22 protein-coding genes and 2 tRNA genes are annotated in these 22,509 nt (G+C 68.9%); 15 read left to right on the forward strand and 9 right to left on the reverse strand.

The genetic code is table 11. The features are described 5' to 3' along the window. Nucleotides 1–175 precede the first annotated feature (175 nt). A complete protein-coding gene (locus BJY22_RS10660; RefSeq protein WP_167205748.1) occupies nucleotides 176–808 on the reverse strand; it encodes a DUF899 family protein in 633 nt (210 codons plus the stop codon). Between the two features lie 120 nt (nucleotides 809–928). Here BJY22_RS10660 and BJY22_RS10665 point away from each other — a divergent pair, with 120 nt between their 5' ends. The 4 genes from BJY22_RS10665 (at nucleotide 929) to rpmG (ending at nucleotide 2,425) form a co-directional block, all read left to right on the forward strand. After that, nucleotides 929–1,870 carry an NAD-dependent epimerase/dehydratase family protein gene (locus BJY22_RS10665; RefSeq protein WP_167205750.1) on the forward strand — a complete coding sequence of 314 codons (942 nt, stop codon included), beginning with the start codon at nucleotides 929–931 and terminating at the stop codon, nucleotides 1,868–1,870. A 123-nt stretch (nucleotides 1,871–1,993) separates the two neighbouring features. Beyond that, nucleotides 1,994–2,066: transfer RNA gene (locus BJY22_RS10670), tRNA-Thr, on the forward strand. 50 nt (nucleotides 2,067–2,116) lie between these two features. Continuing rightward, nucleotides 2,117–2,190, forward strand: a tRNA-Met gene (locus tag BJY22_RS10675). Between the two features lie 67 nt (nucleotides 2,191–2,257). Continuing rightward, the gene (gene rpmG / locus BJY22_RS10680; RefSeq protein ID WP_167205752.1) at nucleotides 2,258–2,425 is read left to right on the forward strand and encodes a 50S ribosomal protein L33; all 168 of its coding nucleotides are present in this window, start codon (nucleotides 2,258–2,260) and stop codon (nucleotides 2,423–2,425) included. 52 nt (nucleotides 2,426–2,477) lie between these two features. On the opposite strand, the gene BJY22_RS10685 is transcribed toward rpmG, so the two are convergent. Further along, nucleotides 2,478–3,224, reverse strand: coding sequence for a hypothetical protein (locus BJY22_RS10685; protein WP_337758496.1), 747 nt, complete (start codon nucleotides 3,222–3,224; stop codon nucleotides 2,478–2,480). Between the two features lie 69 nt (nucleotides 3,225–3,293). Here BJY22_RS10685 and BJY22_RS10690 point away from each other — a divergent pair, with 69 nt between their 5' ends. From BJY22_RS10690 to BJY22_RS10735, 10 genes are all read left to right on the forward strand, one after another. Continuing rightward, nucleotides 3,294–3,716: an FAS1-like dehydratase domain-containing protein gene (locus tag BJY22_RS10690; protein ID WP_167205755.1), complete on the forward strand. Its 423-nt coding sequence runs from the start codon at nucleotides 3,294–3,296 to the stop codon at nucleotides 3,714–3,716. After that, nucleotides 3,713–4,126: a MaoC/PaaZ C-terminal domain-containing protein gene (locus tag BJY22_RS10695; protein WP_167205757.1), complete on the forward strand. Its 414-nt coding sequence runs from the start codon at nucleotides 3,713–3,715 to the stop codon at nucleotides 4,124–4,126. The genes BJY22_RS10690 and BJY22_RS10695 overlap by 4 nt, the downstream gene beginning before the upstream one ends. Further along, complete coding sequence (locus BJY22_RS10700; protein ID WP_167205758.1) at nucleotides 4,123–5,148, forward strand: UDP-N-acetylmuramate dehydrogenase; 1,026 nt, start codon at nucleotides 4,123–4,125, stop codon at nucleotides 5,146–5,148. The genes BJY22_RS10695 and BJY22_RS10700 overlap by 4 nt, the downstream gene beginning before the upstream one ends. A gap of 76 nt (nucleotides 5,149–5,224) precedes the next feature. After that, nucleotides 5,225–6,790 carry an alkaline phosphatase D family protein gene (locus tag BJY22_RS10705; RefSeq protein WP_167205760.1) on the forward strand — a complete coding sequence of 522 codons (1,566 nt, stop codon included), beginning with the start codon at nucleotides 5,225–5,227 and terminating at the stop codon, nucleotides 6,788–6,790. 112 nt (nucleotides 6,791–6,902) lie between these two features. Beyond that, nucleotides 6,903–8,204 (forward strand): ABC transporter substrate-binding protein, encoded by a 1,302-nt coding sequence (locus tag BJY22_RS10710; protein ID WP_337758498.1) that lies wholly within the window; start codon nucleotides 6,903–6,905, stop codon nucleotides 8,202–8,204. Further along, a complete protein-coding gene (locus BJY22_RS10715; RefSeq protein ID WP_167205762.1) occupies nucleotides 8,204–9,136 on the forward strand; it encodes a carbohydrate ABC transporter permease in 933 nt (310 codons plus the stop codon). The genes BJY22_RS10710 and BJY22_RS10715 overlap by 1 nt, the downstream gene beginning before the upstream one ends. Continuing rightward, a complete protein-coding gene (locus BJY22_RS10720) occupies nucleotides 9,129–9,953 on the forward strand; it encodes a carbohydrate ABC transporter permease (protein ID WP_167205764.1) in 825 nt (274 codons plus the stop codon). Before BJY22_RS10715 ends, BJY22_RS10720 begins: the two co-directional genes overlap by 8 nt. Then, nucleotides 9,950–11,329: a hypothetical protein gene (locus tag BJY22_RS10725; RefSeq protein WP_167205766.1), complete on the forward strand. Its 1,380-nt coding sequence runs from the start codon at nucleotides 9,950–9,952 to the stop codon at nucleotides 11,327–11,329. Before BJY22_RS10720 ends, BJY22_RS10725 begins: the two co-directional genes overlap by 4 nt. Nucleotides 11,330–11,339: 10 nt before the next feature. Continuing rightward, complete coding sequence (locus BJY22_RS10730; RefSeq protein WP_167205768.1) at nucleotides 11,340–12,227, forward strand: MurR/RpiR family transcriptional regulator; 888 nt, start codon at nucleotides 11,340–11,342, stop codon at nucleotides 12,225–12,227. A 46-nt stretch (nucleotides 12,228–12,273) separates the two neighbouring features. Further along, a complete protein-coding gene (locus tag BJY22_RS10735; protein ID WP_167205769.1) occupies nucleotides 12,274–14,496 on the forward strand; it encodes an FAD-dependent oxidoreductase in 2,223 nt (740 codons plus the stop codon). Here the strand turns inward: BJY22_RS10735 and BJY22_RS10740 are convergent. The 3 genes from BJY22_RS10740 to BJY22_RS10750 are packed head-to-tail and all read right to left on the reverse strand — an operon-like array spanning nucleotide 14,490 to nucleotide 17,247. Then, nucleotides 14,490–15,140 carry a hypothetical protein gene (locus BJY22_RS10740; protein ID WP_167205771.1) on the reverse strand — a complete coding sequence of 217 codons (651 nt, stop codon included), beginning with the start codon at nucleotides 15,138–15,140 and terminating at the stop codon, nucleotides 14,490–14,492. The two genes, BJY22_RS10735 and BJY22_RS10740, sit on opposite strands and share 7 nt — an antisense overlap. After that, nucleotides 15,137–15,904 carry a 2'-5' RNA ligase family protein gene (locus BJY22_RS10745; RefSeq protein WP_167205773.1) on the reverse strand — a complete coding sequence of 256 codons (768 nt, stop codon included), beginning with the start codon at nucleotides 15,902–15,904 and terminating at the stop codon, nucleotides 15,137–15,139. Before BJY22_RS10745 ends, BJY22_RS10740 begins: the two co-directional genes overlap by 4 nt. Beyond that, a complete protein-coding gene (locus BJY22_RS10750; RefSeq protein ID WP_167205775.1) occupies nucleotides 15,901–17,247 on the reverse strand; it encodes an NsdA family TPR-like regulatory protein in 1,347 nt (448 codons plus the stop codon). The genes BJY22_RS10745 and BJY22_RS10750 overlap by 4 nt, the downstream gene beginning before the upstream one ends. Before the next feature lie 241 nt (nucleotides 17,248–17,488). Here BJY22_RS10750 and BJY22_RS10755 point away from each other — a divergent pair, with 241 nt between their 5' ends. Then, nucleotides 17,489–17,992, forward strand: coding sequence for a hypothetical protein (locus BJY22_RS10755; RefSeq protein WP_167205777.1), 504 nt, complete (start codon nucleotides 17,489–17,491; stop codon nucleotides 17,990–17,992). Between the two features lie 16 nt (nucleotides 17,993–18,008). Here BJY22_RS10755 and BJY22_RS10760 read toward each other — a convergent pair whose 3' ends face one another. Genes BJY22_RS10760 through BJY22_RS10775 form a run of 4 tightly spaced genes read right to left on the reverse strand, consistent with a single transcriptional unit; the run spans nucleotide 18,009 to nucleotide 22,271 of the window. Continuing rightward, nucleotides 18,009–19,379 carry a TrpB-like pyridoxal phosphate-dependent enzyme gene (locus BJY22_RS10760; protein WP_167205778.1) on the reverse strand — a complete coding sequence of 457 codons (1,371 nt, stop codon included), beginning with the start codon at nucleotides 19,377–19,379 and terminating at the stop codon, nucleotides 18,009–18,011. A 51-nt stretch (nucleotides 19,380–19,430) separates the two neighbouring features. Continuing rightward, on the reverse strand, nucleotides 19,431–20,030 hold the full coding sequence (locus tag BJY22_RS10765; protein ID WP_167205780.1) for a histidine phosphatase family protein: 600 nt from the start codon (nucleotides 20,028–20,030) through the stop codon (nucleotides 19,431–19,433). Further along, a complete protein-coding gene (locus BJY22_RS10770; RefSeq protein WP_167205783.1) occupies nucleotides 19,997–21,031 on the reverse strand; it encodes an adenosine deaminase in 1,035 nt (344 codons plus the stop codon). Before BJY22_RS10770 ends, BJY22_RS10765 begins: the two co-directional genes overlap by 34 nt. 46 nt (nucleotides 21,032–21,077) lie before the next feature. Next, entirely contained in the window at nucleotides 21,078–22,271 is a 1,194-nt protein-coding gene (locus tag BJY22_RS10775; RefSeq protein WP_167205785.1) for a pyridoxal phosphate-dependent aminotransferase, read from the reverse strand. Nucleotides 22,272–22,509: the final 238 nt, after the last annotated feature.

Consider the following 22,509-nt stretch of genomic DNA (forward strand, 5'->3'; position numbering starts at 1 on the left):
GATGCTCACGCGTGCGACGGGTCGTCGACGAAGTCGCAGCTTGGGTGACGCGGATCACCCCCCGAATGGCGCAGAGCAGCCCCTTCGAACCGGTATAGAGCGTCCATTTGGACGCCGCATTCGTTGTGCCCGAGCCGCCTCAGGATGGCGTGCCGTGACCTGGTCTGTCTCGGACCTAGCCGTACGTCGGCGCCTGGGGCCAGCCCTCGGGGGAGTCCTCCCAGTCCTGCTGCCGGCCGTACGCGGCGAGATCGGAGACGTTGGTGCTGAAGAGCAACCGGTCGACGCCGCGCTGGCCCGTCGAGTAGGTGCGGAAAACGTTGTCGCCGTCGCGCAGGAACAGGTTCAGCAGGAATCCGCTGCCCGCGCCACAGTCGGCGGAAAACGTCGTACCTGCCGAGGACGCGAACGGAACGTGCTCCCAGCCCTTCTCCTGCCAGTAGCCGGCCATCTGCTCGATCGGCATGTCGGAGACCGTCGCCCACGCCACATCGTTCCGGGCCAGACCGGCCAGGTTGACGACGTTCTCGGTGAAGTACGTGCAGCCGCCGCAGAACGCGTCGGGGCCGGCGTTCATGAACTGGTACAGGGCGAGCTGACGGTGCTCACCGAAGAGCTCGCGCAACGTGACCGGTCCGTCCGTCGACCTGAACGTGTACTCGCCGAACCGCACCATCGGCAGCCGTCGCCGCTGCGCCGCGATCCGGTCCAGGGCACGCGTGGCCTCCTTTTCGGCGACGAGCAGCTCGGCACGCGCCTGAGCCCATTCGTCGGCTGACACCACCGGCGGCAATGCTGTCTCGGGCATGTTGCTCCTTTCGTAGGTTCTGTCGGTACGACGAGACCGTGCGCCGGTTCTCGACATCCGCTGTCTGCCCGTCGCAGACGAGTCTGGGATCCGGAAGACCGGGCCGGTAGGACTGACTCCATGCGAATCGCGATCCTGGGTGGTACCCGGTTCATCGGACGGGCCGTCGTCGAGCGGTTGGCGGCGGAGGGGCACACGCTGCTGGTGGTGCACCGCGGCGACCACGAGCCGGACGGCCTGGTGCCGGTCGAGCACGCGCACGCCGATCGGCACGACGGTACGGCGCTGGCCGCTGCGCTGAAGCCGTTCGATCCTGAGGCGCTCGTCGACATCTCCGGGATGAACGCGGCGGCCGCCGACGCGGCTCTCGGCGCGGTCGGGCCGCCAGTGAAGCTCGTCGCGATCTCGAGCTGTGATGTGTATCGCGCGTACGACGGTCTGCACTCGGACCGTACGACGGACGCGCTGCCGCTGACCGAGGAGTCGCCGCTGCGGGAACGCCGGTTCGTCGATGGACCGGAGTACGAGAACCTGGAGATGGAGGAGCGGTACCTCCCGCGCGGGGCGACGGTGCTGCGGCTCGGGGCTGTCTACGGCGAGCACGACTACCAGCGGCGGTTCGAGTTCGTCCTGCGGCGGGTGCGGGCCGGGCGGCGGCGGATCCCGGTCGGGTCCGGGCAGTTCCTCTTCAGTCGGGTGTACGTCGGTGACGTCGCGGCCGCGGTGTCCTTGGCGCTGGGCGGGGACTTCCCCGGTGCCTTCAACATCGTCGAGCCGCGCACGGCGCCGTACCGGCTGTTCGCCGAGCAGATCCTGGCGGCGGCGGAGGTTGACGATGTGGAGCTGGTGCGGGTTCGGGACGATCTGCTGCCGTCGGATCTGGCGCTCACCGGGGCGATCGATCAGCACCTGTTGATCGATGCGTGGAAGGCGCGGACGGTCCTCGGATGGGCTCCCGTGGATCCGGCGGAGACCCTGCGCGCGTCCGTCCGGTGGCACCTCGGGCATCCGCCGGCGGATGCTTCGGCGGACTTCTCCGAGGACGACGCCGTGCTCGGCTGAAAATGGTCATGAGCACTGCCGCGGAACCGGTATGCTTTCCGGGACGGACTGAGGGGCCTGCAAGGCGCTCCTGACTCGATTTCACATCGGGGTGGGGGACCGTGTAATCTCTCTCCTCGGCCCGCCCCTTTAGCTCAGTCGGCAGAGCGTCTCCATGGTAAGGAGAAGGTCTACGGTTCGATTCCGTAAAGGGGCTCTGAGAACGACATCTCGCCCGGTCCGCCGGGTGAGATGACGGACTCTTGCGGCGGGGTAGCTCAGGTGGTTAGAGCACACGGCTCATAATCGTGGTGTCGCGGGTTCGACTCCCGCCCCCGCTACCCACCGAACGCAGTATCTCGAGAGTGCGATCACCTCAGTTGCGCACTCCTGACAGAAGAGGCAGCAGTGGCCAAGTCAACCGACATTCGCCCGAAGATCACGCTGGCGTGCACGGTCTGCAAGGAGCGGAACTACATCACCAAGAAGAACCGGCGGAACGACCCGGATCGTCTTGAGCTGAAGAAGTACTGCCACCGGTGCAACGACCACACCGAGCACCGCGAGACCCGCTGACTCAGTCGTCCCCAAAGCCGCTCCGAACCGCCGGAGCGGCTTTGTGCTGTGTTCAGGTTGTGAGGATGGGGCGGCCGGCGTTGTAGGCGGTGCGGCGGGTTTCGCGGGGGGTTAGGCAGCAGGAGCCGCAGACTGTGCCGTGGCCGGTCTCGCTTGTGTAGTACAGGCAGCAGGTGTTGCGTAGGTACACGAGTTTCCCGGCGGCCTCCTCGACGTCGCCGAGCCGCGACAGCCCGCCGGGTGCCTTCGCCACGAACGTCTGCCAGCGCTCCAGCAGGTACGCCGGCTCAACAGCGACCTCCTCCCGCGTAGCAGCACAGAATCCCATCGCACAGCCCGCCGCCACCCCGCCGTACACCTGCCGCAGCCCGGCCCGCGTCCGCCGGTGCAGCTCCTCGGCGAGTGGAAGCAGGTGCTGCCGCAGCACCACGTCGTACAGCGTCACCAGCCCGCCGGGGAGGAAGTCGGCGGATCGTACGGCGACCGCGGCGATCCCGTGGCCGTCGTGCGGCCGGACCCACAGGTTCTGCGGGCGGATGTCGAGGACGTGCCCCTCGAGCGCCCACAGCAGCAGCGCGGTGGCGGGTGCGCGACCGGCGTAGAACGACAGCATGCTGAGCGCGTTCGCATGCGCCGTACGGTGCCCGCTGGCCTCGTCGTCGCGCTTGAGCAGCTCGGTGAGCTCGGGACTGCCCGGCTCCAGGATGCGGTCCACGCGCAGCCACTCGGAGCCGTCCGGCTCGCCGATCTCCAGCCTGTACCGAGGCGCATACCGCGCCAGCGCCGCCACTGCCGTCACGTTCGGACCTTCCACTCGGATCGTGGGCGGCGGAATCCCGGGGCCAGTCTGCCAGTAGGGTTAGCGGATATGACGATCGACGCCACGATGGTCGGCCGGAGTTACGCGGCCGCCGAGTCCTACCAGGTCGGCCGGGAGAAGATCCGGGAGTTCGCCGACGCGATCGGCGACAGCAACCCGGCGTACCGGGGTGACGACGCGGTCGCGCCGCCGACTTTCGCGTTCGTGGTCGGCAGCCGCGCGCTCGAGCAGCTGCTGCACGACGAGGAGCTCGGCCTCCGGCTGGACCGGATCGTGCACGGCGCGCAGAAGTTCAGCTACACCCGCCCGATCAAGGCCGGCGACGAGATCGCCGCGACCGCCACGATCACCACTGTGCGCAAGGCCGGTCCCGTCGAGGTGATCATGTACGAGACCACGCTGACCACTGCCGACGGCGAAGCGATCGCCACGGCGACGTCGACCCTCTCGCACAACCGGGCGGACGCATGATCGAGGTAGGCACCGAGCTGCCCCCGTTGACCGTCACCCTCCGGCGCGAGGACCTGGTCCGGTACGCCGGGGCGAGCGGGGACTTCAACCCGATCCACTGGAGCGACCGGATGGCCGCGGCGCTCGAGCTGCCCGGTGTGATCGCGCACGGCATGCTGACGATGGCGTCCGCGGTGCGGGTCGTCACGGACTGGATCGACGACCCGGCCGACCTGGTGGAGTACGGCGTTCGGTTCACGAAGCCGGTGGTCGTACCGGACGACGACAAGGGTGCGAGCGTGACGTTCTCCGCGAAGGTCGACAAGGTCACGGAGGACGATCGGGGCGGCCTGGCCGAGATCGACATCACGGCCGTCGCGGGCGAGGAGAAGGTGCTCGGCCGGGCCAGGGCGGTCGTGCGGGTCCGGTGAGTACGCACGTGTCGCTCGCCGACCACACCACGCTGCGGATCGGCGGGCCGGCCGACAAGTTCGTCGAGGTCACGACCGAGGACGACCTGATCACCGCGGTCCGGGACGCGGACGCCGCCGGTGAACCGGTGCTGTTGCTGTCCGGTGGCAGCAACGTGGTGATCGGGGACGACGGTTTCCGCGGCACCGTGGTGAAGATCGCGACCTTCGGCATCCGGGTCGAGGCGGACCTGTGCTCCGGGGCGATGGTGCATGTCGCGGCCGGTGAGGACTGGGATGCCGTCGTCCAGCGGGCGATCGCGGAGCAGTGGAGCGGGCTCGAGTCGATGTCCGGGATCCCCGGCCTGGCCGGATCGACCCCGGTGCAGAACGTCGGCGCCTACGGCCACGAGGTCGCGGAAACGATCGCGTCGGTGCGTATCTGGGACCGTTCCGAAAACGTTGTCCGGACCATCTTCGCGGCGGACTGCGGGTTCTCGTACCGGAACTCCCGCTTCAAGGCGGATCCGTCCCGGTACGTCGTCCTCGAGGTCAGCTTCCAGCTGGCGCTCGGCGAGCTGTCGGCCCCGGTCGGGTACGCCGAACTCGCCCGCGTGCTCGAAGTGGAGCCGGGTTCACGAGCGCCGATGAACGAGGTCCGGGAAGCTGTCCTGGGTCTGCGCCGCGGCAAGGGCATGGTCCTCGACGAGGCCGACCACGACACCTGGAGTGCCGGCTCCTTCTTCACCAACCCCATCCTCGACACTCCCGCCGAGGTGCCGGCCGGCGCGCCGCAGTGGCCGCTGCCGGACGGTCGCGTGAAGACCAGCGCCGCCTGGCTGATCGAACATGCCGGCGTCTCCAAGGGCTTCACCATCGGCAACGCCGCCGTGTCGACCAAGCACACGCTGGCCCTGACAAACCGGGGCCAGGCGACCGCGAAGGAACTGCTGACGCTGGCCGCCCACGTCCGCACCCAGGTCCAGCAGTCCTTCGGCATCACCTTGGTCAACGAACCGGTCCTGGTGAACTGCGGTTTCTGAACGTTCTCTTGTTCTTCGGCTCCGGGTCCGATAGCTGTGAATGACTTACAGTTTCTGACCCAACGCTGGAGGATTCATGCGAGAGTTGTCCGCCCATCTACGCCGCCGGCACTTCCTCACCCTGGCCGGTGCAGCAGCGCTTGCCACCAGTCTGGTTCCGGAGGCGAAGGCGACTGCCCAGCTCGGCAACCTGTTCACGCTGGGCGTCGCCTCCGGTGACCCGCTGCCGGACGGTGTCGTGCTCTGGACCCGCCTCGCGCCGGAGCCGGTCGCGCCCGACGGCCGCGGCGGCATGCCCGACCGGCGCGTCCCGGTCACGTGGGAGGTCGCCGAGGACGCCGGCTTCCGCCGCGTGGTGCGCCGCGGCGTCGAGCACGCCGTACCGGAGTGGGCGCACTCGGTCCACGCAGAGGTGGACGGGCTGCGGCCGGACCGTGAGTACTGGTACCGGTTCATCGTCGGTGACCAGGTCAGCCCGGTCGGCCGGACCCGGACGGCGCCGCTCGCGTACCTGCGGCTGAACGAGTTCAGCTTCGCCTTCGCGAGCTGCCAGAACTACTACGAGGGCTTCTTCACCGCGTTCCGTCACATGGCGCGGGACGACCTCGACCTGGTCGTTCACCTCGGCGACTACATCTACGAGGGCGGCGGCCAGGGCACGATCGGCCGTGGGCATCTGCCGGCCGCGGAGGTCTTCAGCCTGACCGACTACCGGATCCGGTACGGGCAGTACAAGAGCGACCCGGACCTGCAGGCCGCGCACGCCGCGGCGCCGTGGGTGGTCGCACCCGACGACCACGACGTCGAGAACAACTGGGCCGGCGACATCTCGCAGATCGACACCGAGCCGGACCAGGACCCCGCCGTGTTCCGTCAGCGCCGCGCGGCGGCGTACCAGGCGTACTACGAGAACCTGCCGCTGCGCCGTTCGTCGATGCCGCGCGGATCCGAGATGCAGGTGTACCGCCGGCTGACCTTCGGCAACCTGGTCCAGCTGAACGTGCTCGATACGCGCAGGTTCCGGACCGACCAGCTGGAGCAGTGTGCTCAGGACTGCGACGCCCGCTGGGACCCGGAGCGGACGATGCTCGGCGCCCAGCAGGAGAAATGGCTGCTGGACGGGCTGGGCCGCTCCTCTGCCCGCTGGAACGTGCTCGGCAACCAGGTCTTCGCGTTCGAGGCCGACCACGACGCCGGTACGTCGGAGCGGTACGGCATGGATCCGTGGGACGGGTACGCCGCCGCGCGGCAACGGCTGTTCGACGGCGTGATCGAGCGCAAGGTCGACAACTTCGTGATGATCACCGGCGACGCCCACCGCAGCGTCGCCGCGGACCTGAAGCAGAACTTCGCCGACCCGAACTCGCGAACCGTGGGCGCCGAGTTCCTCGGTACGTCGGTCAGCTCGGGCGGCAACGGTGTGGACACGGACAGCCTCGGCGTCACGTGGCTCGCCGAGAACCCGCACATGCGCTTCCACAACAGCCAGCGTGGTTACCAGCGTTGCGTGGTGACGCCGACCGAGTGGCGCACCGACTACCGCGTCGTGCCGCAGGTGACTGTCGCCGACGGCTCGGTGATCACGCGGGCGAGTGTGACGGTCGAGGCGGGTCGTCCCGGGGTGGCGGACGTGGCCGGCTGACGTCCTGGGGGCCTTCGGGCCCCCAGGCTCCCGTCTGAAAAAGATTTGCAGCTCCCCTAGGCAGCTGGAGTCGATTTCGCTAATCTTTTACGCAATCTGGCGGGAGGTTGGTGTGAGGCGCAAAAGTTTTTCTCGGCGGGAAGTGCTCGCCGGGCTGGGAGCGGGGCTGGCGGCCGCCGTGGTGCCGGGGTGTTCCGGTGCCGACGGTGGGCAGTCGGGGGCCCTGCAGGTCTGGGGCGGGGTGCCGGCGGCATCTGGTCCGGGCGACGTGGTGAAAGCGTTCCAGGAGAAGTTTCCGCAGTACAAGGCGAACTACACGCGGTTCGTGAACGACGACCGCGGCAACCTCAAGCTCGACACCGCCCTCCAGGGTGGCGTCGACATCGACGTGTACTTCACCTACACGCAGTCCGCGATGGCGCTGCGGGCCGGGTCCGGACTGGCGGCGGACCTGACCGATCGGGTCAAGGCCGACCCGGACCTGCAGGTTTTCCTCGACACCGAGCAGCCGCGGTCCTACATCGAGGACGGCAAGGTCAAGGCGCTCGCCACGGCCCGTGAGCCGTTCTTCGTACTGTTCAACGAGAAGCTCCGGCAGCAGGCCGGCGTCGAGCTGCCGGAAACGTGGACGATCGAGGATTTCCGCGCCACCGCGAAGCGGCTGACGACCGGCACGACGTACGGAACGTACACGCTGCCCGACGTCGCCCGGATCGCTCTCGGACCCAATTACTGGTACGACGGCGACCGGTCGAACTTCGGCGATCCGCACTTCGAGCAGGGTTTCCGGCTCGGCCGCGAGATGATCGCGGACGGAACGGCGTTTCCGTGGACCGAAGTGCTGTCCCGGCACCTGGACGCGTACCAGCAGAACTCGTTCCTCGGCGAGGAGTTCCACCTCTGGTCGACGGCTCCGTTCAACCTGCGGTACCTGTACGACGCGAAGAAGTACCCGCACGACTTCAAGGTCTCGTTCGCGCCGCCGCCGACGGTCGACGGCAAGGACTGGAACGGCGGCTCGTACAGCAACTTCATCATGATCAACCCGAAGTCGCCGAAGTTCGAGGCGGCCTGGGCGTTCGTGAAGTTCTGGCTCACCGAGGGCGCGACGCCGATGCTCAAGGGCGGGAAGATGCCGGCGCTCGGCACCGTGACCGAAGAGCAGCTCGTTTCCGGAATGCTCGGAAAGGAGCCGGAAAAGTACTTCGACCTGGACTCCTTCCGCCGTGTCGTCCTGGAGTCCGACCCGAAGCTCGCCGCCGACACCCGGCTGGCCGGCTTCCCGGAGATCAACCTCGCCGTGGAGCAGCAGCGCGACCTGTGCTGGCTCGGCGAGAAGGACCCCGGCGCCGCGATCCGCGAGGTACGACGGCTCGCCGACGCCGCGATCGCCCGTAACGAGAGGAGGTCCTGATGGCCACCGCCACGGTCGTCGCGGCCGGCACCAAGGCCCGGACCGAACAGGGGTCCGGGATCCGCCCGTCCGGCTGGGTCGGGTTCCTGTTCATCGCCCCGAACCTGCTCGGCGTCATCGCGTTCACGCTGATCCCGCTGGTCAGCGTCGTGCTGCTCGCCTTCACCGACTGGAACCTGGTGTCCGGCCTGGGCGGCATCACGTTCAACGGCATCGACAACTTCGTCGCGATCGCGCGCGACCCCGGGTTCTGGCACGCGATCGGCCTGACCCTGGTGTACGTCGCGGTGTCGGTGCCGCTCACCGTCGTCCTGGGACTCGGCCTCGGGATCGCGCTGAACCGCCCGTTGCCCGGTCGCGCCGTACTGCGCGCGATCTTCTTCCTGCCCTACATCGTCAACGTGGTCGCGGTCGGCATGACCTGGTTGATGCTGATGAACCCGAAGGCCGGCCTGGTCAACCAGGTGCTCGACGCGTTCGGGATCCAGCCCGGCTGGTTCGCGTCCTCGCACTGGGCGCTGCCGGCGCTCATCGTGATGGCGGTCTGGAGCGGGGTCGGGTACTGCTCGCTGATCTACCTGTCGGCGCTGCAGGACGCGCCGGGGCAGCTGTACGAAGCGGCCGACATCGACGGCGCGTCGGCATGGGCGAAGTTCCGGGTGATCACCTGGCCGTCGTTGCTTCCGACAACGATTTTCCTCATGGTCACGCTGATCATCGGGGCGTCGCAGGGGTTCGGCCTGATCGCGCTGATCACCGCGGGCGGTCCGGGTGACGCGACCACGACCATCTCGTACTACATGTACCAGACCGGCTTCCAGTTCTACCGCTTCGGCTATGCGTCGGCGATCGGCCTGGTGACGTTCGTCGGCGTCCTCGTGCTGACGCTGGTCACCTGGCGGGCACAGCGAGGGAGGGCCCTCAATGACTAGCAAGTACAGCAAGTGGATCTGGGGGATTCCGCTGTGGATCCTGGCGATCGCGTTCCTCGCGCCGTTCGCGTGGATGCTGTCCACCTCGCTGAAGGCGGACGTGGACGCGTACAAGATCCCGATGCAATGGATCCCGGATCCGTTCCAGTGGGACAACTTCAGCACGGTGCTGACCGGGGCGACCTCGGTGCTGCCGGCGTTCGGCCGCTCGGTGTTCGTCGCCGTACTGCGGGTCGCCGGGGAGCTGCTCACCGCGACGATGGCCGGCTACGCGTTCGCGCGGATGTCGTTCAAGGGGCGGGACAAGCTGTTCCTGCTGTACCTGGCGACGGCCATCATTCCGGCACAACTGCTGCTCGTTCCGCGGTTCATCTACTTCCAGAAACTCGGGTTGTACGACACCCTCTGGGCGCTGATCCTGCCGGGGATGTTCACCGTGCTCGGAACGTTCCTGATGCGGCAGTTCTTCATCAGCCAGCCGGCCGAGTTCGCCGAGGCGGCGCGGATGGACGGCGCGAACGAGTGGCAGGTGTTCAGCCGGATCTACCTGCCGTTGGCGAGACCGGTGATGAGTGCGCTCGGCATCCTCGCGTTCGTCTGGTCCTGGAACGACTACGAGACGCCGCTGGTGCTGATCAGCAACCCGGACCGGTACACACTGCCGCTCAGCCTGACCAACTTCGTCGACGAGCAGGGCCAGATCGCGCCCGGCCTGACGATGGCCGCCTCGGTGATCTCGATCGTGCCGGTGCTGATCGTGTTCGTCGTCCTGCAACGCCGCTTCATCGCCGCCATGACGCATACAGGGATCAAATGATGCAGAACGTGTCCGGAGTGTTTCCGCACCTCGCGCAGATCGGCGACTTCGGGCCGCCGCGCAGCGAGCTCGGCGTCGGTTCCCTGATGCCGTGGAACGGGAAGCTCTACGTCCAGAACTACAACTCGCACAAGGCCGCGTCGGGTGCGGGGGTGAGTCTGCGCCGGATCGACGCCGACCTGTCGATGGAAATCGTTCCGGAAACGCTCGGCGTCGACGGAACGTACACGAACCGTTTCGTCCACTTTCCGACCTCGAAGCTGGTGCTCGGTCCGCACGTGATTTCCGCGGACCACAAGGTCGTGACGATCCCGGAGCTGCAGCCGCTGCGGGTCTGCGGTACGTCGCGGCACCTGACGAAACCGGACACGCACGTGTACGTGCTCGCGATGGAGGGCGAGCTGTTCGAGCTCGACGTCACGACGTACGAGTGCACGCAGCTGTTCGATCTGAACGACGAGCTCGGGACCGACGGCGAGATGAAGGTCCACTACAAGGACTGCTACACCAGCTTCGGGCGGCTCGTGGTGTGCTCCAACGAGTACTCCGAGCCGGAGTGGGCCGGTGAGCGGTCGCGCGGCCGGCTCGCGGAGTACGACGGTACGTCGTGGACGATCCTGCGGGACGACCCGTACACCGCGATCGGTGGGCGGCACGAGTTCGGCGGGACGATCTTCGCGACCGGCTGGGACCGCGCGTCGGCGATCCTCGAGGTGTTCACCGAGGCGGACCGGAAATGGACGCGGTACCGGCTGCCGAAGGCGTCGCACTGCTTCGACCACAAGTGGCAGACCGAGTGGCCGCGGATCCGCGAGGTCGAGCACGAGCGACTGCTGATGGACCACCACGGAATGTTCTACGAGCTGTCGCCGTGGGCGTACGGCGGGCGGATCTGGGGCGTGCGGCCGATCTCGACGCATCTGTGGGTGCTCGGCGACTTCTGCTCGTGGCGCGGGATGCTCGTCGCTGGCGCGGACAACGCGTCGCCGAGCCACGGGCTGAACCCGACGACCGCGGAACCGCAGTCCGGGCTGTGGTTCGGCAAGACCGACGACCTGTGGAGTTTCGGGAAACCGGCCGGCTGGGGCGGGCCGTGGTGGGAGACAGCGGTTTCCGCCGGCGTTCCGTCCGATCCGTACCTGATGACCGGGTTCGACGGAAAGTGCCTGCACCTGGAGAACTTCTCCGACACCGCGCTGACGATCACGGTCGAGATCGACTTCCACGGGCACGGGCGGTTCGGTGCGGTGGAGTCGCTGACAGTGCAGCCGGGGCAGGTGGCGACACACGTTTTCCCGCCCGGGTTCAGTGCGCACTGGGTGCGGGTGGTCAGCGACACCGACGGGGTCGCGAGCGCCCAGTTCGTCTACACGTGATGATCAGGGAATGGAAACCTCGATGGAACGAGCCGGCAGTCCGAGTCCGTTGCAGCAGGTCACGCGGGCCCTGCCCGGGCTGCACGGAGCGATGCAACGGGTCGCCGAGCGCATCCTGGCGAACCCGGACGAGGTCGCGCGCGGCTCGATCACCAAGCTGGCCGAGGCCGCGCAGACCTCGGCCGCGACCGTGACCCGGCTGTCGACCCACCTCGGGTACGCCGGGTACCCCGCGCTGCGCGCCGCGCTGGCGATGGAGGTCGGGCGCGGCCTGGAGGCCGGGTGGGCGAGTGACATCGGGATGGCGATCGGCCCGGCGGATCCGCCCGAGCAGGTGCTGAACGTGCTCGCCTCCACGCAGGCGAACGCGTTGCGGAACGCGTTGGCCGCGATCGACCTGGCCGCGGCCACCCGGGTCGCGGACGCGATCGCCGGCGCCCGGCGGACCCACATCTACGGCGAGTGGGGAGACGCGATCCCGGCGCGGGAGCTGTACATCCGGCTGCTCCGGATCGGGATCCCGGTGTGGTTCTTCGACGGTCCGCAGTCCTCGAAGATCGGTGCCGGCCTGCTCGCCGAGGGCGATGTCGCGCTGACCGTGACGCGGTCCGGCACGGACGCGACCACGCTCGACTTCCTCCGGCGCGCCGGCGAGGAGGGCGCGCTCACGGTCGCGATCTCCGGGATGGCGGGCGCGCCGATCAGCCGGATCGCCGACGTCACCCTCGACACCGGTACGCCGAACGGCGCGAACTGGACCGAGTTCTTCGCCGGCCGCGCGAGCGACGTACTGACCGCGGGGCTGTTGTTCGTCCTGGTCGCACAGCGGGTGCCCGATCACCTGACCGCACATCATCCGAACGGGCCGGGGCAGCCCGTCGTCCAGCACGACACGTAGCAGGTGTCCGGGGAACGTCCCCGGACGTCCTCGGAAAGGTTTGTGGATGCAGCAGCTCGAGGTCCAATCCGATCTGACCGTCGTCGGCGGCGGACTCGCCGGGATCTGCGCGGCGATCGGCGCCGCGCGGCAGGGCAGTACCGTGGCGCTCGTACAGAACCGGCCGGTGCTCGGCGGAAACTCCTCCAGCGAGGTGCGGGTGTGGGTGTGCGGCGCGACCGCGCACGGCGCCCAGAGCTTCGCCCGCGAGACCGGCATCATGGGGGAACTGTTCGTCGAGAACCAGTTCCGGAACCCGCTCGGAAACCCGTACTACTGGGATCTCGTGCTGCTGGAGGCAGTCCGGGCCGAGTCGCGGATCACGCTCTACCTGAACACCGACGTCCGGTCCGTCGACGCCGCGGACGGTGAGATCCGGTCGGTGACCGGGTGGCAGATGGGGTCGGAGAAGGAGATTCGCTTCGTCAGCCCGGTCTTCGTGGACGCCTCGGGCGACGGGCTGGTCGGGATGCTGGCGGGAGCGGAGTACCGGACCGGGCGGGAGCCGCGGTCGGAGTACGACGAGTCGTGGGCGCCGGACGTGCCGGACTCGAACACGCTCGGCAGCACGATCCTCTTCTACAGCAAGGACGCCGGGGAACCGGTGCGGTTCGTGCCGCCGTCGTTCGCGCGGGACGTCACGGAAACCGCGATTCCGGAACGCCGGGTGATCCGGACGGACATGAACGGGTGCGCGTTCTGGTGGATCGAGTGGGGCGGTGAGCTGGACGTCGTCGACGACAACGAGGCGATCCGCGACGAACTGCAGGCCGTCGTCTACGGGATCTGGGACTACATCAAGAACTCCGGGCGCTTCGACGCGGACAACCTGACGCTGGAGTGGATCGGATCGGTTCCCGGAAAGCGTGAGTACCGGCGTTTCCTCGGCGATCACGTGCTGACGCAGCACGACGTTCTCGAGCAGACGGAGTTCGAGGACCGGGTGGCGTTCGGCGGCTGGTCGATCGATCTGCACCCGCCGGGCGGGGTGTACGCGTCCGAGCAAGGATCGAAGCACTGGCATCCGGACGGGAACTACCACATTCCGTTGCGTTCCTTGTATTCGCGGAACGTCCGCAATCTGTGGATGGCCGGCCGGAACATCAGCGCGAGCCACGTGGCCTTCGGGACGACGCGGGTGATGGCGACCTGCGCGGTGCTCGGCGAGGCCGCCGGGATCGGCGCGGCTGTTGCCCTGCGCAACGGACTGACGCCGCGGGAACTCGCGCACGACCACTTCGGCCTGATGCGGCACGCGTTGACCCGTGCGGACGGGTCGGTCCTCGGCGTGCTCGACGACGACCCCGCGAACCTCGCGCTGACGGCGACCGTCAGCGCGTCCTCGACCTTGACCCGGCCGGCGCTCGAGGTCTCGTCCGGAACACTGCCGCTGGACACGGATCTCGGCATGGTCGTCCCGGTCGATCCCGCGCTGGACGGCTTCGAATTGCTCGTCGACTCGACCGGTGGCTCCCTGACCGTCGAGCTCCACGATCCGGTCAAGCCGCAGAACTACCTGCCCGCGGAGCTCATCGACTCCTGCACCGTCGACGTACCCGCCGGGGAGAAGCGCTGGGTCCACGTCCCGCTGGCCTGGCGCCCGGCCAATCCGTCAAACGTTTTCGTGGTCCTGCGGAAAACGCCGGATATTTCCGTCCACACTGCGTCCACGGCCCTGCCCGGGACGGTCCATTTCGCCCACCGGGAGCCTGCTGCCGACGAGGAATGGACGGAACAGTTCCGTGCGTGGAAGCACATCCTGCCGCGCGCAGGCCTGTGCATCCGCCTCGGTGAGACATCGGCGTACGCGCCCGACAAGGTCGTCGGCGGCTACGCCCGCCCGTACGGCGGTCCCAACCTGTGGTCGTCCGAAGAACTCGCGTGGGACCCGAAGCCGTGGCTGGAACTCACCTGGACGGAGCCGGTCGAACTCGCGGAGATCGTCGTGGTCTTGGACGTCGACGTCCAGGAAGACCTCATCAACCTCCACCACCACCGCACCCCGTTCGAGGCGCTACCGACCCTGCTGGCCGAGTACGACCTGGAGATCCGCAACGGCGAAGGCCCGTGGCAGACGATCGCCCGCGTCACCGACAATCACCACCGCACCCAACACCACCACCTCGAAACCCCGACCCACGCCACCCACCTCCGCCTGACAGCCCACAAAACCAACGGCACCCCCCGAGCCCACGTCGTCTCACTCCGCGCCTACCGGCCAGCTCAGTAGCGCCAGTCGAGCTCGTGGTCGAGCATCCAGTGGGTCAAGGGATCGGCGGTGGTTGGTGACTTGGTCGCGCCTGTCAGTAGGTCTGCGAGGACCTGGGAGGGTGCTGCGAGGCGGAGGTCGGTGCCGGTCTTGCGGGAGCGGGTGTAGACGATGTCGGCGGATGACTCGGCCAGGATGATCGACGTACCTCTGGCGGGCACCAGCTCCCACGCTGTGGCCGCCAGTTGTACGTCGGGGGTGTAGATGACGGGCGGTCCACCAGGCGTGTCCGGAGCCCAATGCTGTGCGGCGAGCGGGCCGGTGAGTGCGTGGCGGACAGATGTCGTCGGGATGCGGTCGAGCACAGGATCGGCGCGGTGTTTGCTGCGCCAGCGGGTCAGGTGGACTCGACGGTTGAAGCGGAAGTCCGCACTCCAGCGGCGCAGCAGGACAAGCCACTCCGGCACGGCGACGACACCAGGCCCCCGGCGCTCGACGAGATCCTCCCGCTCAAGACGGCTGACCACCCGACGCACCGCCGGCGCCGCCAGCCCGGTCGTCGTCACCAGGTCATGAGTGGTCCACAGCGTACGAAAGTCCAGCAACGCACGCACGACCAACGTCGCCGCCTCATCAGCCAACGGCCCCACAGCAGCCGCGCTCACGAGTCCGCTCCGATGCTGCTCGGAGATGCTCCGGCACCAGGAGGTCGTGTCGCGGGAGCGTGGGGAGGGGGTTCGCCCAGGGGGAGGGTTGCGTAGGTGGTCCACTCGTACTGGGCTTGGTCGCGGTTGAGGTTGATCAAGGTGACGTGGGCTACTTCGGTTCTTGCGATGCCGCCGGACAGGGCGTTGACGCGTTGGCGGAGGGGCTCGGCCGGGGCGGGCCGGTTCCAGTAGCCGAGGGAGACGTGGGGGTAGAGCTCGGGGAGTTCGGGGACGGAGTCGCGGCCCCAGACATCGGTGACGGCGGCGCGGAGTTGGGTGCGGAGGCGGCGGAGCCGGTCGACGGGGGAGACCGGGAGTTGCAGGCTCTCGACATCGACGACCGCGGGGCCGAGCTTGATCTCGAACGGGCGGAAGTGTTCGAGCCGGCGCTGCGCGGCCTCGATGATCGGGTCGAGGTCCGCCTGCGGCACCTTGTCGGCGAACCCGATGCCCTGCAGCGTCAGATGCAACCACTGCACCGGAACCGGTGAGATCCCCGGCAGCGAACCGACCAGGCCCTGGTACGCCGCATGCAGGTCGGTCAGCACCGGATCGTTCGGGAAGACGATGTGCCAGGTGTAGAACGACCGCCCGGGCCGCCAGTTGGGACGCCAGTACCAGTGATCACGAACCTCCTTGACCATGGCTGCTCCAGAGGGTGTCAGGCGGCCCGCGCGGGCCGGGTGCGACTGATGGCTGCTTGGCTCGAGTGACTCGGTCATGGGGACTCCGCGGGGACGCGTTGCCGGCTCGGAAGTGCTGTGCGGGCGGGGAGGCCTGGCTGTTGGGTGAACTCGGCGATGCGGTCGCGCAGCAGCCGGCCTTTCGGGCTTCGGGCGTACGGCGCGGTGAGGGCGGCGACTTCTGCGAGCCGGTGGATCAGCGGGCGGACGCGGTACTCCGGCGGCAGCTCGAGGACCGGCTCGACGGCCTCGATCGCGCCGTCGAGCTGACCGAGGAGCAGCCGCGCCTTCGCCTGCTGCAGCCGGGCCATGCGCTCGGAGCCCGCGTTCCGCAGCGTGTACGGGACGGCCTCGAACTGCGCGACGCTGTGGTCGGCGTGGTCCGCGGTCCGTTGCGCGTCGCCGAACGACAGGTGGGTGTCCGCCCACAGTCCTTCGGCGCGTTCCGGCGTACAGAGGAGAACTCCGCCCGGTTCGGAGTCGGCGGGGCGGACGGCGAGCGCGCGGGCGACGTCGAGGAGTTCGCGGGCCCTGTCGGTGCGGCCGACGCGGGCGAGGTCGACCGACGCGGCACTGGCCAGGAACAGTCGTGCCGTCCCGGCGCTGTAGCGCAGTCCGTCCTCGGCGTAGGCGGCGGCACGGGCGAAGTCCTCCTGCCAGAACGCGGCGGTGTGCTGGGTGGCGCGGATCCAGCCCCGCAGTACGTCGTGATCCGCGGCCTCGGCGCAGGCCCACGCCGTCCGGGTGTGGCCCTCGGCGATGTCGGGCCGGCCGAGGTCGACGGACATCCAGGCGAGCAGCGTGATCGCCCAGCCGGCGGCCGAGTACAGGTCCCGGGACTGGCGGGGCGACTGGTTGCCGGCCAGCAGTCCGAAGGCGCGGTCCCGGATCGCGCGGCTCTTGGCGAACAGCGGCCGGATCGGCGTGCGGAGATAGGACTGTGCGATCCGCTCGATGTCGGCGTGCAGCTGCTCGACGGTGAGCTCGCCGACGTTGGACTCCTCGGCGAACGACAGCAGCGCGATCGATTCGTCCCCCGCGTACACGAGATCGTCGTCGTGGCCGGCCATCGACGACGGCGGGGTCGGGTCCGGCTCGGTGAGGGAGGTGCCCGCGGGTGGGAAGAATCCGAGTTCGTTGTCGGTGGCAACGCCGAGCACGTGCCGCAGGCCGGAGCGGTACGCCGCACCCGGCCAGCGGACCGCGCCGCGTTCGAGCTTGGCGATGTAGTGCCCGTCGAGCTCGTACTTGATCTCGGTCGTGCTCCAGAGCCAGGCGCAGATGGCGTCGGCGAGTTCGCTCCGGGACATGTGTTCACCCGGTGCACGTCGTGATGGTGTGCGCTCTCGCGCTTCGCGCAGCAACTCGTTCGGCCCTGACATGGCGGTAACTGTAAGGCGCGAAACACCCTCTGTGACGGCCAAATCGGGCCCTGTGGACGATCTGCCCCAAGCTGCCCCGGAATGCCCCGAATCCCTGCGGGAAAAGGGGTTCTCGGGCGCCGCGGGATCGCCGAAGATGCGGTTGACGGCTCTGGAGAGTGGTTGCTGAGCGTGAGCGGCCGGGGCATCCCGGGGCAGATAGGGGCAGCCCCTCTGTCGGCAGTCCCTCTAAGGTTGTCGAGTGCCCGAGGAAGCCGTGACCACCCTGCGCGCCGAACTGGAGCGGTTCGGCCGGGCCGAGGAAGCGTTCGCGCTGCTCGAGGTGTTCCTGGATGTGGCCCGGCCACAGCTGGGCGCGGTCGTGCTCGACCCGGTCGGGCTGCGGTTGCCGGCCGACCTGACCGACGATCGTGCGCTCGTGCAGCAGTTGATCGACGAGCTCGAGCAGGAACCGCGCGGGAAGGGCCGTGTCGTCGAGCGTGGGTTCGACATGGACGACGAGCAGGCGCGCTGGGACTACGTCCGGCTCGCGTACAGCTCCAACCAGGCCACGGTGTGGAGCCGACGCCAGCGGACGACGTACTTCGAGGTGTCCGGCCGGCACAAGGCGACGTACTGGCTGCCCGACTCCTTGAAGGCCGACTACTTCGGCGCGCTGCGGTCCCGTGGCTGGGCCGTCCCGGAGGACTGGCTTACCGCGGTGGCCAAGCGGCCCAAGCCCTGGTGGAAGCGCGGGGGCCGCTGAGCCGTCGTCCCGCGGGTCAGTTGAGGGCGGGGAGCCGGGTCAGGGCCTCGGCTACGGCGGACCGGATGTCGGCGTCCTCCCAGGAGCGGTCGGTCATGGTGTTGGACAGGTAGGCGTCGTACGCCGCGAGGTCCAGGTGGCCGTGGCCGCAGAGGGCGGTGAGGATGACCTTCTCCTCGCCGGATTCCTTGCAGCGCTGGGCTTCCTCGATCGCGGCGGCGAGCGCGTGGGTGGGCTCCGGGGCGGGGACGATGCCCTCGGTGCGGGCGAACTGGATCCCGGCCGCGAAGCATTCGGACTGCGGTTTGGCGACCGCCTCGATCTCGCCGGTCTCGTAGAGGTGGCTGATCAGCGGGCTCATGCCGTGGTACCGCAGGCCGCCGGCGTGGATCGGGTCCGGGACGAAGTCGTGGCCGAGGGTGTGCATCTTCATCAGCGGCGTCATGCCGATGGTGTCGCCGAAGTCGTACGCGTACGTGCCCTGGGTCAGCGACGGGCACGCGGCCGGCTCGACGGCGCGCACGACCGGGGACATCCGGCCGCTCCACTTCTCCCGCAGGAACGGGAACGCCAGGCCGCCGAAGTTCGACCCGCCGCCTGTGCAGCCGACGATCAGGTCGGGGGTCTCGCCGGCCATCGCGAGCTGGATCAGCGCCTCCTCGCCGATCACGGTCTGGTGCATCAGAACGTGGTTGAGCACCGAGCCGAGCGCGTAGTGCACCTCGGGATCCTGCACGGCGGCCTCGACCGCTTCGCTGATCGCGATCCCGAGCGAACCGGGGGAGTCCGGGTCGCCGGCGAGGATCTTCCGCCCGGCCTCGGTCAGGTCCGACGGGCTCGGATGCACGGTCGCGCCGAAGATCTCCATCATCGTCCGCCGGTACGGCTTCTGGTCGTACGACGCCCGCACCTGCCAGACCTCGCACTCCAGCCCGTACTGCGCACAGGCGAACGCCAGCGCCGTACCCCACTGGCCGGCACCGGTCTCGGTGGTGAGCTTCCGGACGCCGGACTTCGCGTTGTAGTACGCCTGCGGGACCGCCGTGTTCGGCTTGTGGGAGCCCGCGGGCGAGACGCCTTCGTACTTGTAGTAGATCCGCGCCGGCGTATCGAGCGCCTTCTCCAGCCGATGCGCCCGGTACAGCGGGCTGGGGCGCCACAGCTTGTAGACGTCGAGCACTTCGCCCGGAATGTCGACGTACTGCTCCTGCGACACCTCCTGCAGGATCAGGTCCATCGGGAACAACGGCGCGAGATCGTCCGGCCCGATCGGTTGCCCCGTCCCCGGATGCAGCACCGGCGGAGGTGGCGTCGGCAGGTCGTGAAGCACGTTGTACCAACGGGTCGGCAGCTCGTCCTCAGGCAAGAGAATCTTCGTCGGCGTCATGACGCAAAGTTAGGCCCAGGCAGCCACCCCCACAATGACCCGAACCGGAACTCAACCGGCACTTATTCGGTCCACCAGACCATCGTCCCGGACGCGGTAGACCACGTCGGACGGCTGCCGCGTCCCGAGCGCATCCGGTACGCCGAGCTGCCGTAGCAGCATCCGCCCGATCATCTCGTGCGAAACCACCAAGGGCCGCCGGACACCGCTGCGCGCGATCGCGCCCAGGACTTGCCCGGCACGTACGTTGGCATCCGCATAACTCTCACCCTCAGGAAACCGAAAGGTGTACTTGTCCCGCTCCCGCACCGCCCGCTGCCCCGGCCATCCCGCGTCGATCTCGGCCGAGCCGAGCCCCGACCACAACCCGTGATCGACCTCCGCCAGGTCGTCGACGACCTGCACGGTCAGGCCCAGCTCGGAGGCGATGATCGAGGCCGTTCGCCGCGCCCGGCCGAGCGGGCTGGCGAACACCGCGTCGATGCCCTCGCCGGTCAGCAGCTGAGCATTGCGATGGGCCTGGTCGAGGCCGAGTGCGGTGAGCGGCGAGTCGAGGCGGCCTTGGCGGCGGCCGGTTGCGTTCCACTCTGTCTGCCCGTGACGGGCCAGATAGATCGTCAGGCCGGGACTGCGGCGGGGGTGCCTAGCCATTCGTCGATTTCGGTGAGGAGGGTTTTCTGGACTTCGGGTGGGGCGGTGGAGGCCAGGACGGAGGAGCGGGCCAGGTCGGCGAGTTCGGCGTCGGTGAAGGCGTGGACGGTGCGGGCGGTTTCGTACTGTTCGGCGAGGCGGGAACCGAACAGCAGCGGGTCGTCGGCGCCCAGGGCGATGCGAGCGCCGGCCTCGTAGAGCTGGCGGAGAGGGACGTCCTCGGGGCGGTGGTAGACGCCTAGCGAGACGTTGGAGGCGGGGCAGACCTCCAGGGCGATCTGGGCGTCGACGAGGCGCTTCAGGAGGTCCGGGTCCTCGACCGAGCGGACGCCGTGGCCGATACGGCCTGCGCCCAGCTCGTCGAGGCAGGTGCGGACGGTGGCCGGGCCGCACAGCTCGCCGCCGTGGGGCGCCGCGAGCAGCCCGGCGTTGCGCGCGATGCGGAAGGCCGCCGCGAATTCGGACGTCGTACCGCGCCGCTCGTCGTTCGACAGGCCGAACCCGACCACCCCGCGGCCGACGTACTGCGAGGCCAGCCGCGCCAGCGTGCGGGCGTCCAGCGGATGCCGCGTGCGGTTCGCGGCGATGACCACCTGGACCGTGATGCCGGTGGACGCCGACGCGTCGCGGGCGGCGTCCAGCACCAGGTCGGTGAACTCCGTGATCCCGTGGAACCGGTTCGCGTACCCGGACGGGTCGACCTGGATCTCCAGCCAGCGCGAGCCGTCGGCCCGGTCGTCCTCGGCCGCCTCGCGCACCAGCCGGCGTACGTCGTCCTCGGTCCGCAGCACCGACCGCGCGATGTCGTACAGCCGCTGGAACCGGAACCAGCCGCGCTCGTCCGCCGCCGACAGATCCGGCGGCCAGTCGGTGCGCAACGCGTCCGGCAGCCGTACGCCGTGCGTGTCCGCCAGCTCGACCAGCGTCAGATGCCGCATCGACCCGGAGAAGTGCAGATGCAGGTGTGTTTTCGGCAGCACCCGCAGATCCCGCTGCGTCATTACCGAAGGTTACCGAGGCCCTACCCGCCCGGCGAAATCCGGCGGGTCAGCCCAGCAGCTTGGCGATCCGGCTGAGCCCCTCGGCCAGGTCGTCGTCGCCGAGCGCGTAGGACAGCCGCAGGTACCCGGGCGCGCCGAACGCCTCACCCGGCACGACGGCCACCTCGACCTCGTCGAGGATGATGTCGGCCAGCTCGGACGACGTGGTCGCGGTCCGCCCGTTGATCTGCTTGCCGAGGACGCCCTTGACCGACGGGTACGCGTAGAACGCGCCGGTCGGCTCCGGGCACTCGACGCCGGGGATCTCGTTGAGCATCCGGACCATGGTCCGGCGCCGCCGGTCGAACGCGACCTTCATCTCGTCGACCGTGCTGAGGTCACCGGACACCGCGGCGAGCGCGGCCCGCTGGGCGATGTTGCAGACGTTCGAGGTCTGGTGCGACTGCAGGTTCGTCGCGGCCTTGATCACGTCTAACGGGGCGATCATCCAGCCGACCCGCCAGCCGGTCATCGCGTACGTCTTCGCGACCCCGTTCAGTACGACGGTCCGGTCGGCGATCTCCGGTACGGCGACCGGGATCGACGTCGGCCGCGCGTCGCCGTACGTCAGGTGCTCGTAGATCTCGTCGGTGACCACCCACAGGTCGTGCTCGAGCGCCCAGCGGCCGATCGCCTCGACCGCTTCCGGGCTGTCGACCGCGCCGGTCGGGTTCGACGGCGAACAGAACAGCAGAGCCTTGGTCCGCGGGGTCCGGGCCGCCTCGAGTTGCTCGACGGTGACGCAGTAGTTCTGCGACTCGTCGGCCAGCACCTCGACCGGCACACCGCCCGCCAGCCGGATCGCCTCCGGGTACGTCGTCCAGTACGGCGCCGGCAGCAGCACCTCGTCGCCCGGGTCGAGGAGCGTCGCGAACGCGTTGTAGACCGCGTGCTTGCCGCCGTTCGTGACCAGGACCTGGGAGGCCTCGATCTCGTAACCGGAGTCGCGCCTGGTCTTCTCGGCGATCGCCTGCTTCAGCTCCGGCAGGCCGCCGGCCGGGCTGTACCGGTGGTTCTTCGGGTCCTGGGCAGCCGCCACCGCCGCCTCGACGATGTAGCCCGGCGTCGGGAAGTCCGGCTCGCCCGCGCCGAACCCGATGACCGGGCGCCCGGCCGCCTTGAGCGCCTTCGCCTTGCTGTCCACCGCCAGCGTCGCCGATTCACTGATGGCGCCGATCCGCGCCGAGATCCTGGAACCCATGGCTCCATCCTGGCACCACGCGGTACGGCGGTCTGCCCGGGTTTCACGGGGTGGGCCGGGGAACACGCTGGGGGTGCTGTCCGTTGGGACCACTGGAAGGCTGTATGGTTCTGACCGCGGTGCGGCGCCCGGCAACGGACGGCGTACGGGCAGGGTCAGGTCGACCGGGGCCGAGAGGCCGAGTTCGACCAGGTGGCTCCGACCCCGTACACTCTTCTAGTCCGGGCGTTGATGGCCC

It is taken from the genome of Kribbella shirazensis, assembly GCF_011761605.1.
Taxonomy (GTDB): domain Bacteria; phylum Actinomycetota; class Actinomycetes; order Propionibacteriales; family Kribbellaceae; genus Kribbella; species Kribbella shirazensis.

Excerpts from the sequence above, each read along its gene's own strand:
- BJY22_RS10720 (WP_167205764.1), top strand. The coding sequence starts at position 9,129 with ATGACTAGCAAGTACAGCAAGTGGATCTGGGGGATTCCGCTGTGGATC.
- BJY22_RS10695 (WP_167205757.1), top strand. The coding sequence starts at position 3,713 with ATGATCGAGGTAGGCACCGAGCTGCCCCCGTTGACCGTCACCCTCCGG.
- BJY22_RS10660 (WP_167205748.1), bottom strand. The coding sequence starts at position 808 with ATGCCCGAGACAGCATTGCCGCCGGTGGTGTCAGCCGACGAATGGGCT.
- BJY22_RS10735 (WP_167205769.1), top strand. The coding sequence starts at position 12,274 with ATGCAGCAGCTCGAGGTCCAATCCGATCTGACCGTCGTCGGCGGCGGA.
- BJY22_RS10665 (WP_167205750.1), top strand. The coding sequence starts at position 929 with ATGCGAATCGCGATCCTGGGTGGTACCCGGTTCATCGGACGGGCCGTC.
- BJY22_RS10765 (WP_167205780.1), bottom strand. The coding sequence starts at position 20,030 with ATGGCTAGGCACCCCCGCCGCAGTCCCGGCCTGACGATCTATCTGGCC.
- BJY22_RS10725 (WP_167205766.1), top strand. The coding sequence starts at position 9,950 with ATGATGCAGAACGTGTCCGGAGTGTTTCCGCACCTCGCGCAGATCGGC.
- BJY22_RS10730 (WP_167205768.1), top strand. The coding sequence starts at position 11,340 with ATGGAAACCTCGATGGAACGAGCCGGCAGTCCGAGTCCGTTGCAGCAG.
- BJY22_RS10690 (WP_167205755.1), top strand. The coding sequence starts at position 3,294 with ATGACGATCGACGCCACGATGGTCGGCCGGAGTTACGCGGCCGCCGAG.
- BJY22_RS10775 (WP_167205785.1), bottom strand. The coding sequence starts at position 22,271 with ATGGGTTCCAGGATCTCGGCGCGGATCGGCGCCATCAGTGAATCGGCG.
- BJY22_RS10745 (WP_167205773.1), bottom strand. The coding sequence starts at position 15,904 with ATGACCGAGTCACTCGAGCCAAGCAGCCATCAGTCGCACCCGGCCCGC.
- BJY22_RS10750 (WP_167205775.1), bottom strand. The coding sequence starts at position 17,247 with ATGTCAGGGCCGAACGAGTTGCTGCGCGAAGCGCGAGAGCGCACACCA.
- BJY22_RS10760 (WP_167205778.1), bottom strand. The coding sequence starts at position 19,379 with ATGACGCCGACGAAGATTCTCTTGCCTGAGGACGAGCTGCCGACCCGT.
- BJY22_RS10705 (WP_167205760.1), top strand. The coding sequence starts at position 5,225 with ATGCGAGAGTTGTCCGCCCATCTACGCCGCCGGCACTTCCTCACCCTG.
- BJY22_RS10770 (WP_167205783.1), bottom strand. The coding sequence starts at position 21,031 with ATGACGCAGCGGGATCTGCGGGTGCTGCCGAAAACACACCTGCATCTG.
- BJY22_RS10715 (WP_167205762.1), top strand. The coding sequence starts at position 8,204 with ATGGCCACCGCCACGGTCGTCGCGGCCGGCACCAAGGCCCGGACCGAA.